22 protein-coding genes are annotated in these 24,054 nt (G+C 61.4%); 17 read left to right on the plus strand and 5 right to left on the minus strand.

From position 1 onward, the window contains the following. The first annotated feature begins 64 nt into the window (after positions 1 to 64). Positions 65 to 1,075, plus strand: coding sequence for a DNA-directed RNA polymerase subunit alpha (locus tag A3AU_RS0104850; protein ID WP_006205443.1), 1,011 nt, complete (start codon positions 65 to 67; stop codon positions 1,073 to 1,075). 104 nt (positions 1,076 to 1,179) lie between these two features. Continuing rightward, positions 1,180 to 1,608, plus strand: a complete 429-nt coding sequence (gene rplQ, locus A3AU_RS0104855; RefSeq protein ID WP_027028848.1) for a 50S ribosomal protein L17 — start codon at positions 1,180 to 1,182, stop codon at positions 1,606 to 1,608. Between the two features lie 54 nt (positions 1,609 to 1,662). Here the strand turns inward: rplQ and A3AU_RS0104860 are convergent, their stop codons facing one another. Beyond that, a complete protein-coding gene (locus A3AU_RS0104860; RefSeq protein WP_209444633.1) occupies positions 1,663 to 2,280 on the minus strand; it encodes a hypothetical protein in 618 nt (205 codons plus the stop codon). A gap of 139 nt (positions 2,281 to 2,419) precedes the next feature. Between A3AU_RS0104860 and A3AU_RS0104865 the strand changes: the two genes are divergently transcribed. The 13 genes from A3AU_RS0104865 (at position 2,420) to A3AU_RS0104925 (ending at position 17,547) form a co-directional block, all read left to right on the plus strand. Next, positions 2,420 to 3,916 carry a DegQ family serine endoprotease gene (locus tag A3AU_RS0104865; protein ID WP_027051782.1) on the plus strand — a complete coding sequence of 499 codons (1,497 nt, stop codon included), beginning with the start codon at positions 2,420 to 2,422 and terminating at the stop codon, positions 3,914 to 3,916. Between the two features lie 106 nt (positions 3,917 to 4,022). Next, the gene (locus tag A3AU_RS0104870) at positions 4,023 to 5,330 is read left to right on the plus strand and encodes a replication-associated recombination protein A (protein WP_027051783.1); all 1,308 of its coding nucleotides are present in this window, start codon (positions 4,023 to 4,025) and stop codon (positions 5,328 to 5,330) included. A gap of 329 nt (positions 5,331 to 5,659) precedes the next feature. Then, positions 5,660 to 6,025: a DUF930 domain-containing protein gene (locus tag A3AU_RS01000000134925; protein ID WP_245235416.1), complete on the plus strand. Its 366-nt coding sequence runs from the start codon at positions 5,660 to 5,662 to the stop codon at positions 6,023 to 6,025. Between the two features lie 158 nt (positions 6,026 to 6,183). Beyond that, a complete protein-coding gene (locus A3AU_RS0104880) occupies positions 6,184 to 7,014 on the plus strand; it encodes an aspartyl/asparaginyl beta-hydroxylase domain-containing protein (RefSeq protein WP_027051785.1) in 831 nt (276 codons plus the stop codon). Positions 7,015 to 7,351: 337 nt separating this feature from the next. After that, on the plus strand, positions 7,352 to 9,004 hold the full coding sequence (locus A3AU_RS0104885; RefSeq protein ID WP_027051786.1) for a hypothetical protein: 1,653 nt from the start codon (positions 7,352 to 7,354) through the stop codon (positions 9,002 to 9,004). A 171-nt stretch (positions 9,005 to 9,175) separates the two neighbouring features. After that, positions 9,176 to 10,147 carry a helix-turn-helix domain-containing protein gene (locus tag A3AU_RS0104890; RefSeq protein WP_027051787.1) on the plus strand — a complete coding sequence of 324 codons (972 nt, stop codon included), beginning with the start codon at positions 9,176 to 9,178 and terminating at the stop codon, positions 10,145 to 10,147. 143 nt (positions 10,148 to 10,290) lie between these two features. Then, complete coding sequence (gene adh / locus A3AU_RS0104895) at positions 10,291 to 11,808, plus strand: aldehyde dehydrogenase (protein WP_027051788.1); 1,518 nt, start codon at positions 10,291 to 10,293, stop codon at positions 11,806 to 11,808. A 123-nt stretch (positions 11,809 to 11,931) separates the two neighbouring features. Then, on the plus strand, positions 11,932 to 12,303 hold the full coding sequence (locus tag A3AU_RS0104900) for a DUF779 domain-containing protein (RefSeq protein ID WP_032916852.1): 372 nt from the start codon (positions 11,932 to 11,934) through the stop codon (positions 12,301 to 12,303). Positions 12,304 to 12,334: 31 nt separating this feature from the next. After that, on the plus strand, positions 12,335 to 12,709 hold the full coding sequence (gene crcB, locus A3AU_RS0104905) for a fluoride efflux transporter CrcB (protein ID WP_027051790.1): 375 nt from the start codon (positions 12,335 to 12,337) through the stop codon (positions 12,707 to 12,709). A gap of 61 nt (positions 12,710 to 12,770) precedes the next feature. After that, complete coding sequence (locus tag A3AU_RS0104910) at positions 12,771 to 13,751, plus strand: RluA family pseudouridine synthase (RefSeq protein ID WP_027051791.1); 981 nt, start codon at positions 12,771 to 12,773, stop codon at positions 13,749 to 13,751. Positions 13,752 to 13,798: 47 nt separating this feature from the next. Continuing rightward, the gene (locus A3AU_RS0104915) at positions 13,799 to 14,671 is read left to right on the plus strand and encodes a DMT family transporter (RefSeq protein ID WP_051355280.1); all 873 of its coding nucleotides are present in this window, start codon (positions 13,799 to 13,801) and stop codon (positions 14,669 to 14,671) included. A 12-nt stretch (positions 14,672 to 14,683) separates the two neighbouring features. Further along, on the plus strand, positions 14,684 to 15,475 hold the full coding sequence (locus A3AU_RS0104920) for an ATP12 family chaperone protein (protein ID WP_027051793.1): 792 nt from the start codon (positions 14,684 to 14,686) through the stop codon (positions 15,473 to 15,475). Between the two features lie 182 nt (positions 15,476 to 15,657). Further along, positions 15,658 to 17,547 carry an MFS transporter gene (locus A3AU_RS0104925; RefSeq protein WP_027051794.1) on the plus strand — a complete coding sequence of 630 codons (1,890 nt, stop codon included), beginning with the start codon at positions 15,658 to 15,660 and terminating at the stop codon, positions 17,545 to 17,547. Between the two features lie 81 nt (positions 17,548 to 17,628). Here the strand turns inward: A3AU_RS0104925 and A3AU_RS0104930 are convergent, their stop codons facing one another. Next, positions 17,629 to 17,820 carry a DUF2735 domain-containing protein gene (locus A3AU_RS0104930; protein WP_027051795.1) on the minus strand — a complete coding sequence of 64 codons (192 nt, stop codon included), beginning with the start codon at positions 17,818 to 17,820 and terminating at the stop codon, positions 17,629 to 17,631. 315 nt (positions 17,821 to 18,135) lie between these two features. Here A3AU_RS0104930 and A3AU_RS0104935 point away from each other — a divergent pair, with 315 nt between their 5' ends. After that, positions 18,136 to 19,176 (plus strand): glutamine synthetase beta-grasp domain-containing protein, encoded by a 1,041-nt coding sequence (locus tag A3AU_RS0104935; protein WP_027051796.1) that lies wholly within the window; start codon positions 18,136 to 18,138, stop codon positions 19,174 to 19,176. Between the two features lie 19 nt (positions 19,177 to 19,195). Here A3AU_RS0104935 and A3AU_RS0104940 read toward each other — a convergent pair whose 3' ends face one another. The 3 genes from A3AU_RS0104940 to A3AU_RS0104955 form a co-directional block, all read right to left on the minus strand. Further along, the gene (locus A3AU_RS0104940) at positions 19,196 to 19,396 is read right to left on the minus strand and encodes a hypothetical protein (protein WP_027051797.1); all 201 of its coding nucleotides are present in this window, start codon (positions 19,394 to 19,396) and stop codon (positions 19,196 to 19,198) included. Positions 19,397 to 20,034: 638 nt separating this feature from the next. Then, positions 20,035 to 21,444 carry a type I glutamate--ammonia ligase gene (gene glnA / locus A3AU_RS0104950; protein ID WP_027051798.1) on the minus strand — a complete coding sequence of 470 codons (1,410 nt, stop codon included), beginning with the start codon at positions 21,442 to 21,444 and terminating at the stop codon, positions 20,035 to 20,037. A 58-nt stretch (positions 21,445 to 21,502) separates the two neighbouring features. Further along, complete coding sequence (locus tag A3AU_RS0104955; RefSeq protein WP_006205430.1) at positions 21,503 to 21,841, minus strand: P-II family nitrogen regulator; 339 nt, start codon at positions 21,839 to 21,841, stop codon at positions 21,503 to 21,505. A 502-nt stretch (positions 21,842 to 22,343) separates the two neighbouring features. Here A3AU_RS0104955 and A3AU_RS0104965 point away from each other — a divergent pair. After that, on the plus strand, positions 22,344 to 23,885 hold the full coding sequence (locus tag A3AU_RS0104965; RefSeq protein WP_032916803.1) for a bifunctional ADP-dependent NAD(P)H-hydrate dehydratase/NAD(P)H-hydrate epimerase: 1,542 nt from the start codon (positions 22,344 to 22,346) through the stop codon (positions 23,883 to 23,885). Positions 23,886 to 24,054: the final 169 nt, after the last annotated feature.

Genomic DNA, 24,054 nt, shown 5'->3' on the forward strand with positions numbered 1-24,054 from the left:
CTCCGCGGTATTCCAGGTCGCCCGCCACGATTGGATGGTGGCGGGTCAACGGAAGGAAAGCATCATGATCCAGAAAAATTGGCAGGAACTGATCAAGCCGAACAAGATCGAGTTCTCGTCGAAGAAGAAGACGCTGACCACGCTGGTCGCCGAGCCGCTCGAGCGCGGCTTTGGCCTCACCCTCGGCAACGCGCTGCGCCGGGTGCTCCTGTCTTCGCTGCGCGGTGCGGCCGTTACCGCCGTGCAGATCGACGGCGTCCTGCATGAATTCTCGTCCATCGCCGGCGTGCGCGAGGACGTGACCGACATCGTCCTCAACATCAAGGAAATCGCCATCCGCATGGAAGGCGATGGCCCCAAGCGCATGGTCGTGCGCAAGCAGGGACCGGGTGCGGTTCTTGCAGGCGACATCCAGACAGTTGGCGACGTCGAGATTCTTAACCCGGACCACGTCATCTGCACGCTGGACGAGGGCGCTGAAATCCGCATGGAGTTCACCGTCGACACCGGCAAGGGTTACGTGCCGGCCGAGCGCAACCGCGCCGAGGACGCGCCGATCGGCCTGATCCCGGTCGACAGCCTCTATTCGCCGGTCAAGAAGGTCTCCTACAAGGTCGAGAACACCCGCGAGGGCCAGGTTCTCGATTATGACAAGCTGACCATGACCATCGAGACCGACGGTTCGATCTCGGGCGAGGACGCGGTGGCTTTCGCCGCCCGCATCCTGCAGGACCAGCTTGGCCTGTTCGTCAACTTCGACGAGCCGCAGAAGGAAGTCGCGGCGGAAGCCGTCACCGAGCTCGCCTTCAACCCGGCGCTGCTCAAGAAGGTCGACGAACTCGAGCTTTCGGTGCGTTCGGCCAACTGCCTGAAGAACGACAACATCGTCTACATCGGCGATCTCATCCAGAAGACCGAAGCCGAGATGCTGCGCACCCCGAACTTCGGCCGCAAGTCGCTGAACGAGATCAAGGAAGTGCTCGCGGCGATGGGCCTCCATCTCGGCATGGAAGTGCCGGACTGGCCGCCGGAAAACATCGAAGACCTCGCCAAGCGTTACGAAGACCAATATTGAGCATGAATTCCAAGGATCGGCGGCGTGGGCCGCCCGATCCGACGGTCATGCGGAAAACCATCAGGGGCCGCGGCCTCTTGAACAACTGAAGAAGGAAAAGAGCCATGCGCCACGGTTTCAAAGGCCGCCGCTTCGCCCGAAGCATTAGCCATCGCAAGTCGATGTTCGCCAACCTCGCCGTGTCGCTGCTCGAGCACGAGCAGATCGTCACCACCCTGCCGAAGGCGAAGGACCTGCGTCCGATCGTCGAGAAGCTGGTGACGCTCGGCAAGCGCGGCGACCTGCACGCCCGCCGCCAGGTCATTGCCCAGATCGGCAATGAAGGCGTCGTCAAGCGCCTGTTCGACACGATCGCGCCGCGCTACGCCAACCGCAATGGCGGCTACCTGCGCATCATGAAGGCGGGCTTCCGTCACGGCGACAATGCCGCGATGGCCGTCATCGAATTCGTCGATCGCGACACCTCGGCCAAGGGCGCCGGCGACCGCGCCCGCATCGAAGCCGAAGGCACCGACGAGGCCGCAGCCGCATAAGGCTCGGTCTTTCCGGAGAGAACTAAAGGGGCCTGCGGGCCCCTTTTTTGTTCGTCAGGTTTGCCGTCCATCGGCCAGCGCCAGGTACTGGCTTCCGCTCAACAGCTTCCAATCGAATGCACCCGGTACCTCTTCAGTCTTCGGGTGCGGGTATGAATAGATACTGTCGAGGACGGCTCGGGAGTCGATTTTCGCCATCGATTGCGACGGGGAGGACGCGCTCAAATATGCTTCGGCGTCTTGGTCGGCGATGAAGTCGGTGGGCACATGAAAATGCATCTGGATAGTTCCGGCGCAGATATTCATCCCGATGTCATAGCCGGACGCGGCGTAGAAAACCTTGGCCTGATCTGGTGTCCAAAGGCCGGCCTCCAGGAACTCTGATGGCTTTGTCTTTCCGCTGAAGCCGTCGAGGGAAAGTACCAAGCGATCGGTGAGAGCCTCCAAATCGCCTTTGAGGTAACCGGCCTCTTCGATTTGAAACCAGTTCATCCGGTAAGGCGGCTCGACATCAAAGGAGATTTCGAGTTTTCCGAACGTCCAGTAGTCCGGTTCGGCATGCTCAGGTATGCCGATCACGTCGGCAATCTCGGCCATTGTCATATCAGGAGAGACCGCACCCAATCTGCCGGTCTTCAAAAAGTCACGGAATGACACCAGTTGTGTTTTCATGAGGTCCGGCGAGGTTTTCGGTTTCAAGTTCAGCTGTAGCTCTTTTGCTGCTAAAAATAATCGGATTTCAGGGGCTTAGCCTTTCATTTTGCACAATCGTCGGGACAATGCGCCCGAACTTGCCTTGGAGGATTCGCGAATGCGCGCCAAAAGACTGTCCCTTGTTCTGCTCTGCGCCTTCATGGTGTTCGCAGCCGCGCCGGCAGTGAGGCAAGCGCTTGCCGAGGACGCCGCCGCTCCCAAGGCTGATCCTGGTCTCTCCGATGTGCTGACCGACCTGTTGCACGGCGTCGAGGGCGAAAACTCGACCTCCGGCCCGGACAAGCGGGTGCCGTTCGGCCGCGAGGAAGTGCAGCTCTCGTTCGCTCCTCTGGTCAAGCAGACCGCGCCCGCCGTGGTCAACGTCTATGCATCGCAGACAGCCAAGGTGACGTCGCCTTTTGAGGGCGACCCGTTCTTCGAGGAGTTTTTCGGCCGTGCGCAGCCGCGCGCGCAGTCGTCGCTGGGATCGGGCGTGCTCGTCGATCCGAGCGGCGTCGTCGTCACCAACTTCCACGTCATCAAGGATGCCGATGAGGTCAAGGTGGCAACCGCCGATGGCCGTGAATTCACCAGCAAGGTCATGCTCAAGGACGAAACGCTGGATCTCGCCGTGCTCAAGATCGAATCCGACAAGCCGTTCCCGGTCATCGCCATTGGCGATTCCGACGCGCTCGAGGTCGGCGACCTGGTGCTGGCCATCGGCAATCCCTTCGGCGTCGGCCAGACCACCACCAGCGGCATCGTCTCCGCATTGGCCCGCAGCCATATCGGCGTCTCGGATTCGGGCTATTTCATCCAGACCGACGCCGCCATCAATCCCGGCAATTCCGGCGGCGCGCTGATCAACATGGGCGGCCAGCTGGTTGGCATCAATACCGCTATCTACAGCCGCAGCGGCGGCTCGATCGGCATCGGCTTTGCCATCCCCGCCAACATGGTGCGGGCTTTCGCCGATGCCGCCAAGGCAGGTCTCGACTTCTTCGAACGCCCCTATATCGGCGCCGAGTTCGAAGCGGTGACGCCGCAGATCGCCGAATCGCTCGGTATGGAAAAGCCGACCGGGGCTCTTGTCTCTTCTGTCGAGGCCACGGGACCTGCCGGCAAGGCGGGGCTGAAGGCGGGCGATGTCGTGCTGCAGATCAACGGCAAGCCCGTCGAGAGCATCGAGGCGCTGGACTATCGCATGGCGACGCTGTCGATCGGCACCAAGGCGAATTTCGCCATCCTGACCAAGGGCCAGCATGCCGCCATGGACATTGCGCTGGAGCGCGCGCCGGAGGGTGCAAAAGCCACGGAAGTGACGCTGCATGGCCGCAGCCCGTTCTCGGGCGCCAAGGTCGCCGAACTGTCGCCGCGGCTTGCGCAGAAGCTCGGCCTGCGCACCGACCTCAAGGGCGTGACGGTGATCGACATCAACCGTGATTCGCCGGCCGCCGATTTCGGCTTCCAGCCGGGCGACATCGTGCGCGAGGTCAACGGCACCACCATCGACACCGCCGCGACGCTGGCGCAGATAGCCCAGCAGGATACGCGCTGGTGGCGCTTTACCGTCGAGCGCGGCGGGCAGATACTGCGCCAGGTGTTGCGCTATTAAGCTGATCGCCCCATCTTCAGAGCATGATCCCGAAAAGTGGGAACCGGTTTTCGTATAAGATCATGCTCCAAAAAGAGAGCGATCATGCTCCAACCAGAAGACCTACATGGCCGATCTGTTCAGTGTCGATGAACCGGAGAAGGCGCCGCCCGGGCGGCCGCTTGCCGACCGGTTGCGGCCGAGGCACCTTGGCGAGGTCGTCGGCCAGGAGCACCTGACCGGTCCCGATGGCGCCCTGACCCGTTTGATCGGCTCTGGTTCGCTCGGCTCGATGATCTTCTGGGGCCCCCCCGGAACCGGCAAGACCACGGTGGCGAGGCTGCTCGCCGGCGAGACCAGCCTTGCCTTCGAGCAGATATCGGCGGTCTTCTCCGGCGTCGCTGACCTGAAGAAGGTGTTCGAGGCGGCCAAGCTGCGCCGCGCCAACGGCCGCCAGACCCTGCTTTTCGTCGACGAGATCCATCGCTTCAACCGCGCCCAGCAGGATTCCTTTCTCCCTGTCATGGAGGATGGGACGGTTGTCCTAGTTGGCGCGACAACCGAGAATCCATCCTTCGAACTGAACGCCGCCTTGCTGTCGCGCGCGCGCGTCATGGTCTTTCATTCGCTTGGCGAGGAGAGCATCGCCAAGTTGATGATGCGCGCGGAGGAGACGGAGGGCAGGGCGCTTCCGCTCGACGAAGACGCGCGGGTGATGCTGATCCGCATGAGCGATGGCGATGGACGCGCCTCGCTGACGCTCGCCGAGGAAGTCTGGCGTGCCGCCAAGCCTGGCGAGGTCTTCGATCCCGAAGGGCTGCAGCGCATCGTGCAGCGCCGCGCGCCAATTTACGACAAGGGCCAGGACGGCCACTACAATTTGATCTCGGCGCTGCACAAATCGGTGCGTGGCTCCGATCCCGATGCCGCACTCTACTATCTCGCCCGCATGTTCGATGCCGGCGAGGATCCGCTCTATCTCGGCCGCCGGCTGGTGCGCATGGCGATGGAGGACATCGGCCTTGCCGATCCGCAGGCGCTGGTCATCGCCAACGCCGCCAAGGACGCCTATGACTATCTGGGCTCGCCGGAGGGCGAACTCGCCTTTGCCGAGGCCACCGTCTATCTCGCCACCGCGCCCAAATCCAATGCCGTCTACACTGCCTTCAAGGCGGCCACGCGCGCTGCCAAGGAGCATGGCTCGCTGCTGCCGCCCAAGCATATCCTCAACGCGCCGACCAAGCTGATGAAGGAAGAGGATTACGGCGCTGGCTACCGCTACGATCACGATGAGCCGGATGCTTTTTCGGGTCAGGACTATTTTCCGGAGAAGATGGGCCGCCAGACCTTCTATGATCCGCCTGAGCGCGGCTTCGAGCGCGATATCCGCAAGCGGCTCGACTATTGGGCGAAGCTGCGCAAAGAGCGGGAATAGCAGGCTTGCGTGGCCCGGTGGTCGTGACGCTTCGAAGCGAGGCCTCGCCTTGGGGCATTTCAACCTCGGTCGTTCTCCACGCGATGCTCGCCGCCACGCTGGCGCTTATGCCGCTGCCAAAACGGCCGAAGCGGCTGGAAGAGGAGCGGGTGTCGGTCGACATTCTGACGCCGCGGCAGTTCGAGGCCTCGACAAGGCCGCCGTCGGCACCGGCTCCCTCTCCAGTGCCTGAGGCTCGAGCCCCGACGCTCCCATCAGCGCCGCCACCGGCCCCGAGTGTTCCTCAACCTCGACAGCCCACCGCTCCGGCGATGATCCGGCCGACCCAAATGCTGTCAGCCAAGACGCTTGCCGATCCGCGCAGCCGGCAGGCGCGCGCCGATCTCAAGACCTTCGCTTCCGACGAGCGCATGGTGCAATTGTGTAATCTGGAGGCCATGGACCAGATTCGGCATTGGCGCGCGGACTTTCAGCCAGAGCGCGTCGTGCCTTACGCGACGGCCGAGGAGAAAGTCGGAGGCACCACAATCGCCGCCGACGGCGCGGCTTTTCGCAGCCGTAGAAACTGGTATAATCTAAAATTCAAATGCCAGCTCGCATCAGACGGCGCAAGCGTCATCGGCTTTGAGTTCCTGGTCGGCGATCCCGTGGCCAGGGAAAAATGGGACGAGCTCGGCTTGCCGGCGGTGCATTGACGGAAGCCGGCAAATTTCACCAGGCAACTGCCAAGCCACAAAGTCGTGGCGTTGTGCGGCGACCCAAAAAACCTTATCAAGGCGCACGACCGGGCGGTGGTCGTTGCCGTGATTTGGCACACTCATTCGCAACAGGATCGCGCTCGGCGCGTGGAAAAATGACAAAAGCTCTTCGCAAATCCCTTCGCAAATTCGCCATCGCCGTACCGCTTCTCGCCCTTGGCTTCTATTTCATCCCCATCCTGACGTCGATCTTCATCGTTTGCGGCCTGATCGACGTGCTGCGCAACGACAGGAAGGATCTGGCGCTGTTCTCGGGCTACTTCCTTGGCAACGGCCTGTTCACCTGGCTGCTGTCGCCCTTCAACCTGCTGGTCGATCTGCTTTGCTACCGGAACCCCGGTGTCTGGAAGCTGGAGCAGTTTCCGGAAGACTATCAGCGCGAGGTCAATGAGGTCCTGGACATCTTCAAGGCCCGCAAGGACGAGATCATCGCCGACATCGACGCCAATTTCGGCGCCGGCCGGCGCGGCATGTATGTCTACCAGTGGTACGGCAAGCACAAGATCGACAACGTCGCCGAGTTCAACAAGGACTTCAAATACATCAAGACCATCGCTGTATCGGTCTTCAGCAAACGCGAATCGACCTCCTGGCATTTCGGTCCGCTGCGGCTCAGCCTGCGCATCCTCTACAACCTGATCCCGGTCAAAGCCGAAATCTTCGTCGAGTGCGGCAACGTCAAGAACTACTGGTATGACAATCCGCAGTTCATTTTCGACGACACGCTGCTGCACCGCTCGGTCAACGAATATGACGGCCGCCGCTACTGCGTGTTCATGGACATTATCAGGCCGTCCCCATTCCCGAGATTGATAGCAGGCATGCTCGCTGTTGTCTCCGTCAGCGTCGAGCGCATCAATTCGATGTTCTACAAGAACTGGAAGATGATCGGCTCGACCAAGCCCAAGAAGGTCGAAACCACCTGAGCTGAAATCGCCGACGCTGCCGGTTCTACCGGCAGCGTGCCAGTGTGCGAGGCCTGGTCATCTTTGCCGGCTTCTCACGTATCGCTTCGATATATATCACTTAAGCATAATATATAGAGCGACCGCCTGGAAGGGTATGTTCTTCGGCGGTATTTCAGCGCGCGGTCAACACTTGCGATGTCCGCGCATTCAAGTATAAATCCTCTTCAAGGCAGCATCGATAATTCCTCACGGGAATTTTTCCGATTCTCGTTTGGCAGAGAAGCTCCCAGATACATTAGAAATATCTAAAATTTGACTGGAGCAGATCCGTCTCTTGCTTTCTTGGCGGCTTCAAGTGACTGAGAAGAAAATACTCGGATTCTGCACTGCTTACATATGCATCGCGTTGCTCGGCGTTGCCCTGAGCGCGGCGTACATAAATCTCGAAGAACCCGTCTATTATTGGGATTTCGCAGCCTATTTCAATATGTTCAAACAGCAGGGAGCGCTGCTGGCCGATAGCCCCTCGAAATGGCTGAGCCAACTGGGTACCTCGATCGCGACGGAAGATTACGGCGTGGCGATCCTTGTGCCTCTGATGCCGTTTCACTTCATGTTTGGCGATTCAAGACTCGCCTTCGTTGCCGGAATTGTCACGGTCTATCTAGCTCCGGCGGTCCTGTTCATGGGCAGGATAAGTTATCTGGAAGCGGTCTCCGAGACACCTTCCCGAAGCTGGCTCGCGGTCTGGATCGCGGTCTTTCTCTACACGCCGTTCTGGGCGCCGACGCTGCGCGGGTTGCCCGACATTGCCGGATGCATCGCTCTCACCGCGGCGACCTATTTTCTGTGGAAGTCCAGATTCCTGACCCGTGAGCCAGTGATCAGCGGAATATCGGTCGGCGCATGCCTGTGGTTGGCGTTCATGCTGCGTCGCTGGTACGCCTATGCCGCCATCGGGATCACTGTCTCGGCAGCAATTTTTTGCTTGCAGCAGATCGCTAGAGACCGAGATTTCCCCGCCTTCCGGAAAGCGGCGTTGGGTTGCGCGTGTGTGATTTTCGTTGTTGCCGCGACCGGGTTGCACTTCCAATTGCCGCTGATCGCCAGAATTCTTGGAACCAGCTACGCCGATCTTTATAGCGGCTACAGAACGACCATCGTTACCCAGCTTGCCGGAGTGGGCTCCCGCCTCAGCTATGTCAATTGGGCGTTGATCATTGTGGGGCTTTATATCTCGGTGGTGCGCGGCAACAGGTTTTCCCTGTTCTGTGCCATTGCTTCGGTCCTCACCTTTCTTCTTTTCACCCGCACGCAGGATCCGGAACGTCATCACTCGCTGCCGATATTTCTTTGGCTCCTTCCCGCATACACACAGGCAATCGTTTCGATTGTTTCGGCGCTGGCGCTGAGATCGCGATGGTCGACCGCCGTCGTAGCCACTGTCGCCGGCTTTGCCTTTCTCGGCGCGTTTTTTCCAACCGGTCGACAGTTGCTGTCTCCGATCGGGTTCGTTTTTCCCAGCGAAGCCACGCTTCCCCTTCACCTCGACAATCTCCCCGAATACAGGCGCCTGATTGATGACCTCGTCAGCAGGATGGGGCCGGACGACCATTTTTCGGTGTTTGCTTCTGGCCCTGTCATGAGCGATGCGTTGTTATTTGGCATGGATCGGCGTCTGCTTCCGCATGTCGGATGGATTTGCCAGGTGGATAGTCGCGATCAGTTCCGGCCGGACGCACTGAAATCCAGATATGTGATCGTAACCGACCAGCCCGTTACGCACCTGCAACCCGGCGCGCAGACCTGTGTCACGCTTCCGAACCAACATATTTTTGACGGAACGGGCCTGGGCGCCGCTTACAAGCAACTCGCATCATACCGATTGTCCGGCGGGGTCAACGGTTACCTCTATGAGCAGGTACGCCCGGTCAGCGCACCGGAAATTGATTCTCTCTACGGCGAGTTCAGGAAGCGATATCCGGCCTGGACAGTGCCTGCGCAGTGACGAGCGTGTTGACTGAGCCAGGCCGTATCGCCGATCTTGCCATCCCTTAGCCGGCCTTGCACCATCGTCCTATAGCGCCACAGAGCTTCACTCCTATACATCTGATACAGTGGATATATCGGAACGGATATAACGCTGCGTTGGACGTGACAATCGCCTTGGGAGGATGAGGTGAGCGGGCGGCAGCCGACCGGTCATCATGCGGATTTCGTCCAGGCCTCCATCGCCAGCAGCGATGCGGCGCGCTCGGCGCTGGTCGCATCCTGGCGGCGCTCAATGACCGTGCACGGTCTCGATCCGGCCGAACGCAAGGCGCCTCGACGCCTCACCGAAGGCGAGTTGAGCGAGGCCCGGCGCCGCATCGAGCCTCTGCTTCGCGCCGCGGATGCGAGCCTCGATCGTCTATACCTGGCTGTAGGCGGCGTTGGCTGCTGCGTCCTGCTGGCCGACCGCGACGGCATTCCCGTCGAACGTCGTGGCGCCGTCGCCGATAACGACACGTTCGATGAGTGGGGGTTGTGGACAGGCACTGTATGGAGCGAGGACTCCGAGGGCACCAACGGCATCGGCACATGTCTCGCCGACCAGCGTGCGCTGACTATTCACCGTGATGAGCACTTCTTTGCGAGCAACACGCTGCTCAGTTGCACGACGGCGCCGATTTACGACCACGAAGGCAATCTGGCTGCCGCGCTCGATGTCTCGTCGTGCCGGTCGGATCTGACCGAAGGCTTTGTCGGCCTGATCGCCATGGCGGTCGGTGATGCCGCGCGCCGCATCGAGGCCGAGAATTTTCGCCTGTGTTTTCCCGATGCCCGCATTCTGCTTGCCTCGGCGGCCGAGCGCAGCGCCGGTGCGCTGATCGCGGTCAACTGCGATGATCTGGTCGTCGGCGCGACACGCTCGGCGCGGCAGACCCTCGGCATCACGCAACAGGCGTTGGCCAGGGGGCTGCCCGCCGCAGACATCCTCGGCGACGTTGCCAAGGCCGCCGAGGAACTTGAAGAGGCGGAGCGCGGAGTAATCCAGCGGGCGATCGCGCGCGCCGATGGCAACGTCTCCGCCGCCGCGCAAAATCTCGGCATTTCTCGGGCCACTCTGCATCGCAAGCTCGCCCGCTTCGGCATCCGCCGGCCACATTGAGGTTTCGGCGCTGAAACTGTCGCAATCTTGCGACAGTCGGCCTGGTGCAGACGTCCTGCCCGGGCTGACAAAGCCCGACGGCATCCTCACTCTCCCTGACAGCGCGGTACATCCCGTGCCGCTGTTTCCTGGGAGGAAGACAAATGAACAAGGTGGAATTTTCACGCACGGCCAAGGTGCCCTTTGCCAAGCGTTACGACAACTATATCGGCGGCAAATGGGTGGCGCCGCATTCAGGAAGGTATTTCGACAACATCTCGCCGGTCAACGGGAAGCCGCTTGGCGAAATCGCCCGTTCGGACGCAAACGACATCGAGGCAGCGCTCGATGCCGCGCACAAGGCTAAGGATGCCTGGGGCAGGACGAGTGCCGCCGCCCGTGCGCTGATCCTCAACCGCATCGCCGACCGCATGGAAGACAATCTCGATCTTCTGGCGCTCGCCGAGACCTGGGACAATGGCAAGCCGATCCGCGAGACGACCGCCGCCGACCTACCGCTCGCCATCGACCATTTCCGTTATTTCGCCGGTGCCGTACGCAGCCAGGAAGGCGGCATCTCCGAAATCGATCACGACACTGTCGCCTATCATTTTCATGAGCCGCTTGGCGTCGTCGGCCAGATCATTCCCTGGAACTTCCCCTTGCTGATGGCGGTGTGGAAGCTGGCGCCGGCGCTTGCCGCCGGCAATTGCGTCGTCCTGAAGCCGGCCGAACAGACGCCCTCCACCATCATGCTATGGGCCGATCTGGTTGGCGACCTGTTGCCGGATGGCGTGCTCAACATCGTCAACGGCTTTGGCCTCGAGGCGGGCAAGCCGCTTGCCTCCTCGAACCGCATCGCCAAGATCGCGTTCACCGGCGAGACCACGACCGGCCGCCTGATCTCGCAATATGCCAGCCAGAACCTCATCCCGGTGACATTGGAACTCGGCGGCAAGTCGCCCAACATCTTCTTCCAGGACGTTACCGCTGAGGACGACGACTTCTTCGACAAGGCGATCGAAGGTTTTGTCATGTTTGCGCTCAACCAGGGCGAGGTCTGCACCTGCCCGAGCCGGGCGCTGGTGCATGAGAAGATCTACGACAAGTTCATGGAGCGTGCGCTTAAGCGCGTTGAGGCGATCGTCCAGGGCGATCCGCTTGACCCGGCAACGATGATCGGTGCGCAGGCGTCGAGCGAACAGCTGGAGAAGATCCTGAGCTACTTCGAGATCGGCCGCCAGGAAGGCGCCGAAGTGTTGACCGGGGGCGAGCAGAACCACCTGCCGGGCGATTTGGCCGGCGGCTATTACGTCAAGCCGACCGTGTTCAAGGGGCACAACAAGATGCGGGTCTTCCAGGAGGAGATCTTCGGACCGGTGGTTTCGGTGACGACCTTCAAGGATGACGATGAGGCACTGTCGATCGCCAACGACACGCTCTACGGCCTTGGCGCCGGCATCTGGAGCCGCGACGCTAACCGCTGCTACCGTTTCGGCCGCGCCATCCAGGCTGGCCGCGTCTGGACGAATTGCTACCATGCCTATCCCGCGCATGCGGCGTTTGGCGGCTACAAGCAGTCGGGCATCGGTCGTGAAAACCACAAGATGATGCTCGACCATTATCAGCAGACCAAGAACATGCTCGTCAGCTACAGCCCAAAGAAGCTCGGTTTCTTCTGATCACCTCCCAGCCCGCGCATGATCCTGTCGAAAGGACCATGCGCGATCTTCACACGAGGCGCGGCTTTCATCGCCCCGCCTCGTTCCATTCGTGAAGGAGCACGCTTCGTGATGGAGGATGGCATGCTCGACAAGATTTCCCTTGGAAAAGTCTCGGCCACGCCTGCAGCCCGGGCATTTCTGGCTGAAATCATCGCCGATCATGGCCCGGTGCTGTTCCACCAGTCGGGCGGTTGCTGCGATGGATCCTCGCCGATGTGCTATCCCCGGAGCGATTTCATCGTCGGCGACAAAGATGTCATGCTCGGCGAAATCGGCGAGACCCCGGTCTACATCAGCGCTTCGCAGCATGAGGTGTGGAAGCACACCGATCTGATCATCGATGTGGTGCCGGGCAGGGGCGGCATGTTCTCGCTCGACAATGGACGCGAGAGGCGGTTCCTGACGCGTTCAACTGTTTGTGCGGCGCCAGCGCCCATACGCGCAGGGGATTGACCGGACCGCCCAGCGAGGGCAGAAAACCGCCATGCTCAATCTCCTTCTCGTTGTTCTGGGCGGCGGCATTGGCGCCGGCATCCGCCACCTGGCCAATATGGGCACGTTGCGGCTCATCGGTCCGAATTTTCCGTGGGGCACGATGGCCATCAACATCGTCGGCTCTTTCGCCATGGGCCTGTTCATCGCAATCTTGGCGCGGCGCGGCGGATCGAACGAGCTTAGGCTCTTCGTCGCCACCGGCGTCTTTGGCGGCTTCACCACTTTTTCTGCTTTTTCGCTCGATTTCGCGACACTGTGGGAGCGCGGAGCCACGCTCCCGGCGTTCGGATATGCGCTGGCCAGCGTCATTGGCGCCATCATCTCCCTGTTTTTTGGTCTTTGGCTCGCAAGAAGCCTGCCTTAGTGCTATTGCCGCGCCAAGCGCAGGTCGAGCCCTGCTTTGGAAACGGATAAGCGAAGAAAAAATGGCAGGCGTCGAACAGATCACGGTGGAGGCCGGCGAGGCGGGCATGCGGCTCGATCGCTGGTTCAAAACCCATTTCCCAGGCCTTGGCTTCGGCCATCTGCAGAAGCTGCTGCGCTCGGGCCAGATCCGTGTCGATGGCGGCCGCGTCAAGGCCGACAGCCGTGTCGAGCCTGGCCAGGTGGTCCGCGTTCCGCCGCTCGAGGTCGACAAGAAGGGCGAAAGTGCGCTGACCGGCCATTCGATCCGCAACCAGGGCGATGCCGATGTCCTGGCGAAAATGCTGATCCATGAGGATCCGAAGGTTTTCGTCTTCAACAAACCGGCAGGCCTTGCAGTGCAGGGCGGTTCGGGCGTCACCCGCAATGTCGACGACATGCTGGAAGCCTGGCGCAGCCAGAAGGGCGAGAAGCCACGGCTGGTTCACCGGCTCGATCGCGACACGTCGGGCGTGCTGGTCGTCGCCCGCACGAGGCTGGCCGCCATGAAGCTGTCCGAAGCGTTCCGCGCCCGCGAAACGAAAAAGACCTACTGGGCCTTGGTCAAGGGCGTGCCGCCCAAGCGCGAGGACAAGATCTCGACCTGGCTGATCAAGGAGCCGACCGAGGACGGCGACCGCGTGCGGGTGGCCGCGCATGGCGAAAAAGGCGCCGACCACGCCGTGTCCTACTATCGCATCATCGAGCAGGCGGCGCAGACCATGACCTGGCTGGAAATGGAGCCCTATACGGGCCGCACCCACCAGCTTCGCGTCCATGCCGCCTATATTGGCTGCCCGATCATCGGCGACCCGAAATATTTCGAGGCCGACACCAACTGGGATTTTCCCGGCGGCATCCAGAACCGCCTGCATCTGCATGCCCGCCGCATCATCATTCCGCATCCCGACAAGGGCGTCATTGACGTCACCGCGCCGATGCCGCCGCATATGCGCCAGAGCTGGAACCTCATCGGCTTCGACGACGCCAGCGCGGAGGACTGATCTTGAGCGGCGCCACCGACGCGCTCGATCGGCGCGACACTGTCGACATGGCCGCCGCCGCCATCATGGTCGGCCTGACTTTTTCCTGGGGCATGAACTACGTCGCCGCCAAGATCTCCTACGCGGGCTACGACCCCGTCTTCCTGTCGATCCCGCGCTCGGTCATTGGCGGCTTCTGCGTCTTCCTGTGGTGCCGCTGGCGCGGCATCGCGCTGTTTGCCAAGGATGGCACGTTGCTTGCGGGCATTACTGTCGGCGCGCTTTTCGGCATCGAGTTCCTTTGTCTCTATGTAGGCCTGGAGCATACGACCGTTGCCCGCAACACGCTGCTGGTCAACACAATGCCGTTCTGGATGCTGGTTGGCGGCCACCTCCTGTTGGGCGAACAGATCACCATGCGCAAGTCACTCGGCCTGCTGCTGGCTTTCGCCGGTCTCGCCGCTGTCTTTTCCGACAAGCTTGGCGGCGGTGGGGACATGCTTTTCGGCGACCTGCTGAGCCTGGGTTCCGGATTTTTCTGGGCCTTGACCAACATCCTCATCAAACGGTCGAAACTGGTTGAAGCGAGCGCCGAGAAGCTGCTGCTCTATCAACTCGCCGGCGCGGCCGTCGTCGGCATATTGGTGCTGCCTCTCGCCGGCCCGCCTGTGCGCGATCCCTCGCTGTTGCCGACATTGGCGCTGCTTTTCCAGGCGATCTACATCGTCGCCTTCACCTATGTCCTGTGGTTCTGGCTGCTGCGCCGCTATCCGGCCTCCGGCCTGTCCAGCTTCACCTTCCTGTCGCCTGTTTTCGGTGTCTTGTGCGGGGCGATCATCTTGAATGAGCCGCTGACCATCCGCATTTTCCTGGCACTTGGCCTGATTGCCGCGGGCCTGATCGTCGTCAACCGGCCGGCCCGCAAGCTGACCCCGGTGTGAGAGAGACCTTTCATGCGTGACATCCTCAACGACCTCGAAGCGGGCAAATATCTCTCGGATCCGGATCCGGTGCGTCGCGCCCAGATCCAGATGAAGACACCGCTGCCCAAGCGCTTCTACAAGACCGTCTCGGTAGCACCGGTTGAGGGCGGTTTTGCCGTGCATCTGGACGGCAAGCCGGTCCGCACGCCGGGCAAGGCACTGTTGGCGCTGCCGACCGAAGCAGCGGCAGTGCTGGTCGCCGACGAATTCGCCGGGCAGGGCGAGACCATCAATCCGGTGGCGATGCCGGTGATGCGCCTTGTCAATACCGCCATCGACGGCGTCACCAGTGATCCGCAGGCGGTGCTCGAAGACATACTGCGTTTTGCCTCGTCCGATTTGCTCTGCTATCGCGCCGACGCGCCGCAAGGGTTGGTCGAGCGGCAGAACGAGCACTGGGATCCGGTTATCGATTGGGCGCGTACCGCATTAGGAGCGCGCTTCAACCTGGCCGAGGGGATCATCCACGTCGAGCAGCCGCGTGAGACGATCGCCGTGCTGGGCAGCCATCTTGCTCAGCGCGCCGAGCCGCTGCGGTTGGCTGCCATCCATCTCATGACCTCGCTGACCGGTTCGGCGCTGTTGGCGCTGGCCGTCGATATCGGCGAACTCGACGCGGAGGCAGCCTGGGCCGCCGGCCATGTCGACGAGGACTGGCAGATCGAGCACTGGGGACAGGACGCCGAAGCGGTCGCGCGCCGTGCCGCCCGCAAGCGCGATATGGCGGCGGCCGTCAGCCTTCTCGAAGCCCTCAAGGCCTGACCGATCGGTCCCTACCGCACCGCACCTAATACCAAAGTCATAATCCCATCGTCGCTCTGCCGCCGGCGCGCGCTTTCTGTCATTTTTTGCGGGATGGCTCGGCATTTCCGAGTCCGCGTTCGGAGGAGAGCGCGGATTTTGGCGCCTACATCGAGGACAGGGTCTCACGGGAGGACAACTCAATGGCACTTGCATCGACCGCCGGCGGAACCAGCCGCGGCATGACGCGGGAAGAGAAGAAAGTCATCTTCGCTTCCTCGCTGGGCACCGTTTTCGAATGGTACGATTTTTATCTCTACGGCTCGCTGGCGGCCTTCATTGGTTCGACTTTCTTCAGCCCGACCATTCCCGAAGCGACGCGCAACATATTCGCCTTGCTGGCATTTGCCGCCGGCTTTCTCGTTCGACCGTTCGGCGCACTGCTGTTCGGCCGCATCGGCGACCTCGTCGGACGCAAATACACCTTCCTCGTCACCATGACGATCATGGGCCTGTCCACCTTCCTGGTTGGCCTGTTGCCCGGTTACGCGACTTTGGGCATCGCGGCTCCCATCATTCTGATCGTGCTGCGTATGCTGCAGGGCCTGGCGCTCGGCGGCGAATATGGCGGCGCGGCGACCTATGTTGCCGAGCACGCGCCGGACGACCGTCGCGGGTTCTACACGTCATGGATCCAGACGACGGCGACGCTCGGCCTGTTCCTGTCGCTCATCGTCATCCTGATCGTCCAGGGCTCGCTGAGCAAGGAAACCTACGCCGCCTGGGGTTGGCGCATTCCTTTCATCGTCTCCTTCCTGCTGCTCGCCGTTTCGGTCTGGATCCGGTTGTCGCTCTCGGAATCACCGACCTTCCAGAAGATGAAGGAGGAAGGAAAAGGCTCCAAGGCGCCGCTATCGGAAGCCTTCGGTCAGTGGAAGAACGCCAAGATCGCGCTGCTGGCGTTGCTCGGCCTCACCGCCGGTCAAGCCGTCGTCTGGTACAACGGCCAGTTCTACGCATTGTTCTTCCTGCAGAACGTGCTGAAGGTCGATGCACAGTCGGTCAACATAATGATCGCCATCGCGCTGGCGCTCGGCTCGCTCTTCTTCGTTGTTTTCGGGTGGCTCTCCGACAAGATCGGCCGCAAGCCGATCATCATGGCCGGCCTCGCGCTCGCCATCGTCTGCACCTTCCCGCTGTTCAAGGCGCTGACCTGGGCTGCCAATCCGGCACTCGCCAAGGCGCAGCAGAGTACGCGGGCAACGGTGACGGCAGCTCCCGGCGACTGCAAGTTCCAGTTCAATCCAGTTGGAACGGCGAAGTTTACGACGTCCTGTGACATTGCGACTTCATTCCTGACCAAGAACTCGGTTCCGTATGATGTCGTCTCGACCGCCGCGACCGGAACGGCTGCGTCGGTGAAGATCGGCAACGAGACCGTGTCGTCCTACGATGCGGTAGCCGCTGGTGATCAGGCCAAGGCCAAGGACGCTGCTTTCGTCAAAGCGGTCAACATGTCGCTGCAGGACAGCGGATATCCGCTGAAGCGCGCTGCCATCAAGGTCGCGGATCAGAAACTGGACGCCTTCATCGCGAGCAATCCCGAACTCAAGCTCGACGCGGCATCGATACGCGGCGGCGAGAAGACAGCGGTGCCGACCGACCAGGCGGTCAAGGACAAACTCTTGACCACCGAAGAGGCAGCGGGGGCGCCCGAAGTCACCGTCTACAACATACCGGGCGGCGGCGCCTTCGCCATGTTCGCCGACCCGGCGGCCGTGAACTGGCCGATGACAATCGGAATCCTGTTCATCCTGGTGCTGTTTGTGACCATGGTCTACGGGCCGATCGCGGCGATCCTGGTCGAGATGTTCCCGACCCGCATCCGCTATACCGGCATGTCGCTACCCTACCACATCGGCAATGGCTGGTTCGGCGGCCTGCTACCGGCAACGGTGTTCGCTCTTAGCGCGTACAAGGGCGACATCTACTACGGCCTCTGGTACCCGGTGGTGATCGCGGCGATCACGCTGGTCATCGGCATGATCTTCGTCAAGGATACGCTTGGCACCGACCTCCACGCCAAGGAGTAGCCGAGACATCATCGGCCAACAAAAAGCCCGGAGTGATCGCTCACGCCGGGCTTTTCATATTCGAGACCTGAAAGAAGCGGATCAGCCCTTGTGCTGATTTTCTTCCTCGACGGCCGCCTCATGATACCAGCCGTCAAAATCGGCGTGTGCGTAACGCAGCGATGCGAGCTCTGCCGCGAATTTCGCCTTCGCGCCTAAATTTGAGGCAGATTTGCGCGCTGCCAGAGGGAACATCAGAATTTTTGCCGACAGACGGGACGGGACGACTTCCATGAGCGGTCTCCTTTCTTTTTCAGGAGCTTGTCGATTCAGCTTCCCTAAAGATAGGCTCTGCGATTCCTTTAGGCAATATGCCTACAAAAAGATCAGTAATTGCCTGTTATTGATGCATTTTGAACTTCTGATCGATCTCGACCCAGTGATGAGGCGGCTCAGCAAATTCCACGGGATATCGCTGCCATTTTGCCGCACCCGTCGAAGCCGGAGTGGCACACGAATTGCGTTTTAGGGATCGGCAGCGCCGGCTGCCGACGGCGGATGCATGTCGACGCCGTTTGGTGTTCGGTGAACAAGCAACGAGAGGCTAGAATGACGAAATATAAGCTCGAGTACATTTGGCTCGATGGATACACCCCGGTCCCCAACCTTCGCGGCAAGACGCAGGTCAAGGAATTCGCCGAATTCCCGACGCCTGAAGAGCTGCCGCTGTGGGGCTTCGATGGCTCCTCCACGATGCAGGCCGAGGGCCACAGCTCCGACTGCGTGTTGAAGCCGGTCGCGGTGTATCCGGATCCGACCCGCACCAACGGCGTGTTGGTCATGTGCGAAGTCATGATGCCGGATGGCGTGACACCGCATGCCTCCAACAAGCGCGCCACCATCCTCGATGACGAGGGTGCCTGGTTCGGCTTCGAGCAGGAGTATTTCTTCTACAAGGACGGCCGCCCGCTCGGCTTTCCGGAGAGCGGTTATCCCGCGCCGCAGGGTCCGTACTACACCGGCGTCGGCTACAAGAACGTTGGCGATGTCGCACGCCAGATCGTCGAAGATCATCTCGACCTTTGCCTCGCCGCCGGGATCAACCATGAAGGCATCAACGCCGAAGTGGCCAAGGGCCAGTGGGAATTCCAGATATTTGGCAAGGGCTCCAAGAAGGCCGCCGACCAGATGTGGATCGCCCGCTATCTGCTTCTGCGCCTCACCGAGAAATACCGCATCGACATCGAATTCCACTGCAAGCCGCTCGGCGATACCGATTGGAACGGCTCGGGCATGCATGCCAACTTCTCGACCGCCTATATGCGCGAAGTCGGCGGCAAGGCGTATTTCGAATCATTGATGGCGCAGTTCGACAAGAACCTGATGGACCACATCGCCGTCTACGGCCCGGACAACGACAAGCGCCTGACCGGCAAGCACGAGACCGCGCCGTGGAACAAGTTCAGCTACGGTATTGCCGACCGTGGCGCTTCGATCCGCGTGCCGCACTCCTTCGTCAAGAATGACTACAAGGGTTATCTGGAAGACCGCCGCCCGAACTCGCAAGGCGACCCCTACCAGATCGCTTCGCAGATCCTGAAGACCATCTCGGAGGTTGCGACCGACGCGAAGGTCTCGGCCGCTGCCTGATTGTTTTGCGCGGCGCGGATCACAATATCTTCGCCGCGTCCAGATCTTGGTAACAAAAGCCCTGGAGGGAAACCGCCAGGGCTTCTTCATGACGACCGGCGCCGATTGCGCGATTGGCGCCAACCTCGCCGCCAGCCTGGCCGGGGCCGTCGTACTCGCCCATGCCGGAGAAACCCGATCCGGAGATGCCGCGCTGACCGCGAGCGTGCGCATAAGCCATTGAAGCCGCGTCGAACCGGTGAAACAGCGTCGGGTGGAATACACCCAAAAAAAGTCAGGTTGAAAACGACCGGCCAACTTCGCCCGGCGGAGACGCTTTTGGCCCGCGCCAGTTGCCGTGATGCGCGCTGAACGCTTCAAACTTCGTTGAAAAAGCCCGGAAAACGGCCTGTTCCAGGTCGTCCGTACACCAATGATCAGTCATATAACCCGCTGTTCATGCATCGAAATTCGCGATGCATGCGTTCGGCCGGCGGCGTTGACAGATCACGCTGCGGCATGCGTATTCCGGGCCTTGGGGTTACGCCAAAGCGATGCTGTTCAAACGGGGCGGGGTTTCTTGAACGACGGCATTGGCGGGGGCGCCGGACGAGCGGGCATTGCAGCCTGAGGCAGTGTGCCGCTCGCTCCTGGCGATTGATCGTGCTCAACATCCGACCGTCGATGTCGACGAGCCTGAGACGGCTCGGAGCGATGAGCTTTCTATCGGCGGCCCGGCCGGCTATACGGCGCAAAATCAAACCAGTGACTGCCGTTGTGTGACTCGATCTTCGCCCAATTCGTCGATGCAGAGCTTGCAGGCAGCAAAAAGCCCTTGAAGGCGGAAACCTTCAAGGGCTTTTTTGTCCGAGCCGGTTCTTAGACCGAGTAGTACATGTCGTACTCGACCGGATGCGGGGTCATTTCGAAGCGCATCACCTCGGCCATCTTCAGCTCGATATAGCTATCGATCTGGTCGTCGTCGAAGACGCCGCCGGCCTTCAGGAAGCCGCGATCCTTGTCGAGGCTCTGGAGGGCTTCACGCAGCGAACCGCAGACGGTCGGGATCTTCTTCAACTCCTTCGGCGGCAGGTCGTAGAGATCCTTGTCCATCGGCTGTCCCGGGTGGATCTTGTTCTTGATGCCGTCGAGGCCCGCCATCAGCATGGCGGCGAAGGCGAGGTAAGGGTTCGCGCCCGGATCAGGGAAGCGAACCTCGACGCGCTTGGCCTTCGGCGACGAGCCGAACGGAATGCGGCAGGAGGCCGAACGATTGCGCGCCGAATAGGCGAGCAGCACCGGCGCTTCGTAGCCAGGCACCAGGCGCTTGTAGGAGTTGGTCAGCGGGTTGGTGAAGGCGTTGATCGCCTTGGCGTGCTTGATGATGCCGCCGATGTAGAACAGGCAGCTTTCCGACAGGCCGGCATACTCATTGCCGGCGAAGGTCGGCTTGCCACCCTTCCAGATCGACTGGTGGACGTGCATGCCCGAGCCGTTGTCGCCGAAGATCGGCTTCGGCATGAAAGTAGCCGTCTTGCCATAGGCGTTGGCGACCTGGTGCACGACATACTTGTAGATCAGCATCTTGTCGGCGTTACGGACCAGCGTGTCGAACTTGATGCCCAGTTCGTGCTGGGCGGCGGCGACCTCGTGGTGATGCTTTTCGACGCGTACGCCCATTTCGGCGAGCACGGTCAGCATCTCGGAGCGCATGTCCTGCGCGCTGTCGATCGGCGGCACCGGGAAATAGCCGCCCTTGATGCGCGGGCGGTGACCAAGGTTGCCGGTCTCGTAGTCGGTGTCGTCATTGGACGGCAGTTCGGTCGAATCGAGCCTGAAGCCGGTGTTGTAGGGATCAGCCTTGTACTTGACGTCGTCGAACACGAAGAACTCGGCTTCCGGGCCGACATAGATGGTGTCGCCGATGCCTTCCGCCTTCATGTAGGCCTCGGCCTTCTTGGCAGTGCCGCGCGGATCGCGGTTGTAGGATTCGCCCGAAACCGGATCGAGAATGTCGCACAGGATGACCATGGTCGACTGGGCGAAGAACGGGTCCATGTGGACCGTGTCCGGATCGGGCATCAGCACCATGTCGGACTCGTTGATGGCCTTCCAGCCGGCGATCGACGAGCCGTCGAACATGACGCCATCGGCAAACATGTCCTCCTCGACCTCGACGACATCCATCGTCACGTGCTGCAGCTTGCCCTTCGGGTCGGTGAAGCGCAGGTCGACGAATTTCACGTCGTTATCCTTGATCTGCTTCATGATGTCTTTGGCTGTCGTCATGTCATTTCTTCCCTGTGTGGTGACGTTTCGAGGAGACGATAATCTGAAATCAGAAAGCTCAGACCGCGTCCATACCCGTTTCGCCGGTGCGGATACGAACGACTTCCTCGATGTTGGAGACGAAGATCTTGCCGTCGCCGATGCGGCCGGTCTGCGCCGCCTTGCGGATAGCCTCGATGGCGCCTTCGACCGCGTCGTCGCCGAGCACGACCTCGATCTTCACCTTGGGCAGGAAATCGACGACATATTCCGCACCGCGATAGAGCTCGGTGTGGCCTTTCTGGCGGCCGAAGCCTTTGGCTTCGGTCACGGTGATGCCCTGCAGTCCGGCCTCCTGAAGCGCTTCCTTCACTTCGTCTAGCTTGAACGGCTTGATGATCGCTTCGATCTTTTTCATGTAAAAAGTGGCCTCCACTGCCAAAAAAAGACGGGTTGTGCGCCCCGCTTGCGCCTCCATCAAGCACGAACTGTGCCAATTTCAGCCGACGAGGGCGGTCTTGCGCAATTACAATGCCGCGCCGGGCCGGGATGCACATTCACGTCATCCGCTGCTTCGGTTGCGGCGCAGGTGCCTGGAGCCTACACATTGCCGCTCGAGACGTCTGCACGAGAATTAGGCAGATAGCGTATTTTGCGGGCAGCGACGCTTGTCATAACCGCGTGCACGATCCCGCTGCCAGGCGAATTTGACCCGTCGTTGCCGGTATGGGCATATCCGGCCCTGAATGCTTCGAAAGACGGACAGATGAAGCCATGGATGTGCTCAATCCGGCACTGGGCCCACCATCGCGATGGAATCGGCGATCCATGCCTCGAAGATCGAGCCGGCACCGTATCCGCTCAAGCTCCTGACGCAGGCACCGGCGGGCGGGTAATCTGACACTTCGGGAGTACTGACCATGGGCCTGCCAGCCGGCGCCAATCTGGAAATCCTATCGCCGGCCGAGATGGCCGAGGCCGATCGGCTGGCGATCGCGGCCGGTCCACTCGACGGCTATGGCCTGATGCAGCGCGCCGGCGAGGCGGTCGCCGCGGTGGTTCTCGCACGCTATCCCGCCGCAAGCCGCGTGCATGTGCTGTGCGGCCCCGGCAACAATGGCGGCGACGGCTATGTCGTGGCGCGCCTGCTGGCCGAGGCCGGGGTCAGCGTCGCCGTCTGGGCGGAGGGCGAACCGCGCGCAGGCAGCGATGCGGCGATTGCCTTGGCTGGATGCCGGCTTGAGCGGCGCCCACTCGAGGCTTTTATCGCAGAGCCTGGCTCGCTGGTCGTGGATGCTCTCTATGGCGCGGGGCTGTCGAGGGCTCTCTCCGGCGACGCCGCACGCGCCGTGGAGATTGCCGCCGGCCTGTCGGTCGTTGCGGTTGACTTGCCTTCGGGCGTTTCGGGTGAGAGCGGCGAAATCCTCGGTACGGCATTTCGGGCCGCTGCCACCGTAACCTTCGCACGCAAGAAGCCCGGACACCTGCTCTTGCCCGGCCGCGAGCACTGCGGCGAGGTGATGCTTGCCGATATCGGCATCCGTAACGAGGTCATCGAGCAGGTCGCGGCGCGAACCTTCGAGAACGAACCAGAGCTTTGGCTCTCGAACTTTCCGACACCTGCCGTCGACACGCATAAATACAAACGCGGCCATGTGAGCGTCTTTTCCGGCGGACCGTCCGCGACGGGCGCAGCGCGGCTATCGGCGCTTGCGGCCGCCAGAAGCGGGGCAGGGGCGGTCACCGTGCTTTCCCCCGCGAACGCCATGCAGGTCAACGCCGCGCATTTGACCTCGATCATGTTGCGAAAGGCCGACACCGTCGAGGATGTGCAAGAGGTTATCGGCGATCGCCGGCCATCGGCCTTTGTCCTTGGACCCGGCTTCGGCATCGGCGACAAAGCGCGCGATTTTACCCTCGGGGTGCTCGCCAGGAAGCGCCAGGACGCAGGCGTTGAGGGGCTCGTGCTCGACGCCGACGGGATTACGTCTTTTCGAAACACGGCCTCAACTCTAAGCGAGGCGGCTGGCAGGCCGGACGCGCCGGCGCTGATCATGACGCCGCATGAGGGCGAGTTCAGCAGGCTGTTTCCGGATATTTTAGGCGACAAGAAATTGTCGAAACTTGCCAAGGCGCGTGCGGCAGCGGCGCGTGCCAATGCTGTTATCGTGTACAAAGGCGCCGACACGGTCATCGCCGCGCCGGACGGTCGGGCGGCGATCAATGCCAACGGCGCGCCTTGGCTCGCGACGGCGGGCTCGGGCGATGTACTGTCCGGCATCGTCGCCGCGCTGCTGGCGCAAGGCATGCAGGCTTTCGAGTCTGCCTGCGCGGCGGTCTGGATCCACGCCGAAGCCGGCAGGCGCTTCGGACCGGGACTGATCGCCGAGGATCTGCCGCTGGCGCTGGTGGCAGTGCTGCGCGAACTCGTGGAAGCGCGGCAGAAGGTGCCGATCGGATGAGGATTACATGTGCCGGCCGTTGCCGCCGGGCACTCCGGGCGCGGCAAAGGTCAAGGGCATCGGCTTTTGCTCACCGATGCTCATAGACAACCACGCAACACCGTGGGCCAGTCCCACCGTGGACGCGAGGTTCGGGGTTGCGGCGGAGGAGTGCTCGACAGCTGTCGCT

The organism is Mesorhizobium erdmanii USDA 3471, from assembly GCF_000472705.1.
In the GTDB taxonomy this organism is placed as follows: domain Bacteria; phylum Pseudomonadota; class Alphaproteobacteria; order Rhizobiales; family Rhizobiaceae; genus Mesorhizobium; species Mesorhizobium erdmanii.

What these genes read in the sequence shown, in the direction of transcription:
- A3AU_RS0104850 (WP_006205443.1), top strand. Translation starts at nt 65, where the DNA reads ATGATCCAGAAAAATTGGCAGGAACTGATCAAGCCGAACAAGATCGAG.
- rplQ (WP_027028848.1), top strand. Translation starts at nt 1,180, where the DNA reads ATGCGCCACGGTTTCAAAGGCCGCCGCTTCGCCCGAAGCATTAGCCAT.
- A3AU_RS0104860 (WP_209444633.1), bottom strand. Translation starts at nt 2,280, where the DNA reads ATGAAAACACAACTGGTGTCATTCCGTGACTTTTTGAAGACCGGCAGA.
- A3AU_RS0104865 (WP_027051782.1), top strand. Translation starts at nt 2,420, where the DNA reads ATGCGCGCCAAAAGACTGTCCCTTGTTCTGCTCTGCGCCTTCATGGTG.
- A3AU_RS0104870 (WP_027051783.1), top strand. Translation starts at nt 4,023, where the DNA reads ATGGCCGATCTGTTCAGTGTCGATGAACCGGAGAAGGCGCCGCCCGGG.
- A3AU_RS01000000134925 (WP_245235416.1), top strand. Translation starts at nt 5,660, where the DNA reads ATGCTGTCAGCCAAGACGCTTGCCGATCCGCGCAGCCGGCAGGCGCGC.
- A3AU_RS0104880 (WP_027051785.1), top strand. Translation starts at nt 6,184, where the DNA reads ATGACAAAAGCTCTTCGCAAATCCCTTCGCAAATTCGCCATCGCCGTA.
- adh (WP_027051788.1), top strand. Translation starts at nt 10,291, where the DNA reads ATGAACAAGGTGGAATTTTCACGCACGGCCAAGGTGCCCTTTGCCAAG.
- A3AU_RS0104900 (WP_032916852.1), top strand. Translation starts at nt 11,932, where the DNA reads ATGCTCGACAAGATTTCCCTTGGAAAAGTCTCGGCCACGCCTGCAGCC.
- crcB (WP_027051790.1), top strand. Translation starts at nt 12,335, where the DNA reads ATGCTCAATCTCCTTCTCGTTGTTCTGGGCGGCGGCATTGGCGCCGGC.
- A3AU_RS0104910 (WP_027051791.1), top strand. Translation starts at nt 12,771, where the DNA reads ATGGCAGGCGTCGAACAGATCACGGTGGAGGCCGGCGAGGCGGGCATG.
- A3AU_RS0104915 (WP_051355280.1), top strand. Translation starts at nt 13,799, where the DNA reads ATGGCCGCCGCCGCCATCATGGTCGGCCTGACTTTTTCCTGGGGCATG.
- A3AU_RS0104920 (WP_027051793.1), top strand. Translation starts at nt 14,684, where the DNA reads ATGCGTGACATCCTCAACGACCTCGAAGCGGGCAAATATCTCTCGGAT.
- A3AU_RS0104925 (WP_027051794.1), top strand. Translation starts at nt 15,658, where the DNA reads ATGGCACTTGCATCGACCGCCGGCGGAACCAGCCGCGGCATGACGCGG.
- A3AU_RS0104930 (WP_027051795.1), bottom strand. Translation starts at nt 17,820, where the DNA reads ATGGAAGTCGTCCCGTCCCGTCTGTCGGCAAAAATTCTGATGTTCCCT.
- A3AU_RS0104935 (WP_027051796.1), top strand. Translation starts at nt 18,136, where the DNA reads ATGACGAAATATAAGCTCGAGTACATTTGGCTCGATGGATACACCCCG.
- A3AU_RS0104940 (WP_027051797.1), bottom strand. Translation starts at nt 19,396, where the DNA reads ATGGCTTATGCGCACGCTCGCGGTCAGCGCGGCATCTCCGGATCGGGT.
- glnA (WP_027051798.1), bottom strand. Translation starts at nt 21,444, where the DNA reads ATGACGACAGCCAAAGACATCATGAAGCAGATCAAGGATAACGACGTG.
- A3AU_RS0104955 (WP_006205430.1), bottom strand. Translation starts at nt 21,841, where the DNA reads ATGAAAAAGATCGAAGCGATCATCAAGCCGTTCAAGCTAGACGAAGTG.
- A3AU_RS0104965 (WP_032916803.1), top strand. Translation starts at nt 22,344, where the DNA reads ATGGGCCTGCCAGCCGGCGCCAATCTGGAAATCCTATCGCCGGCCGAG.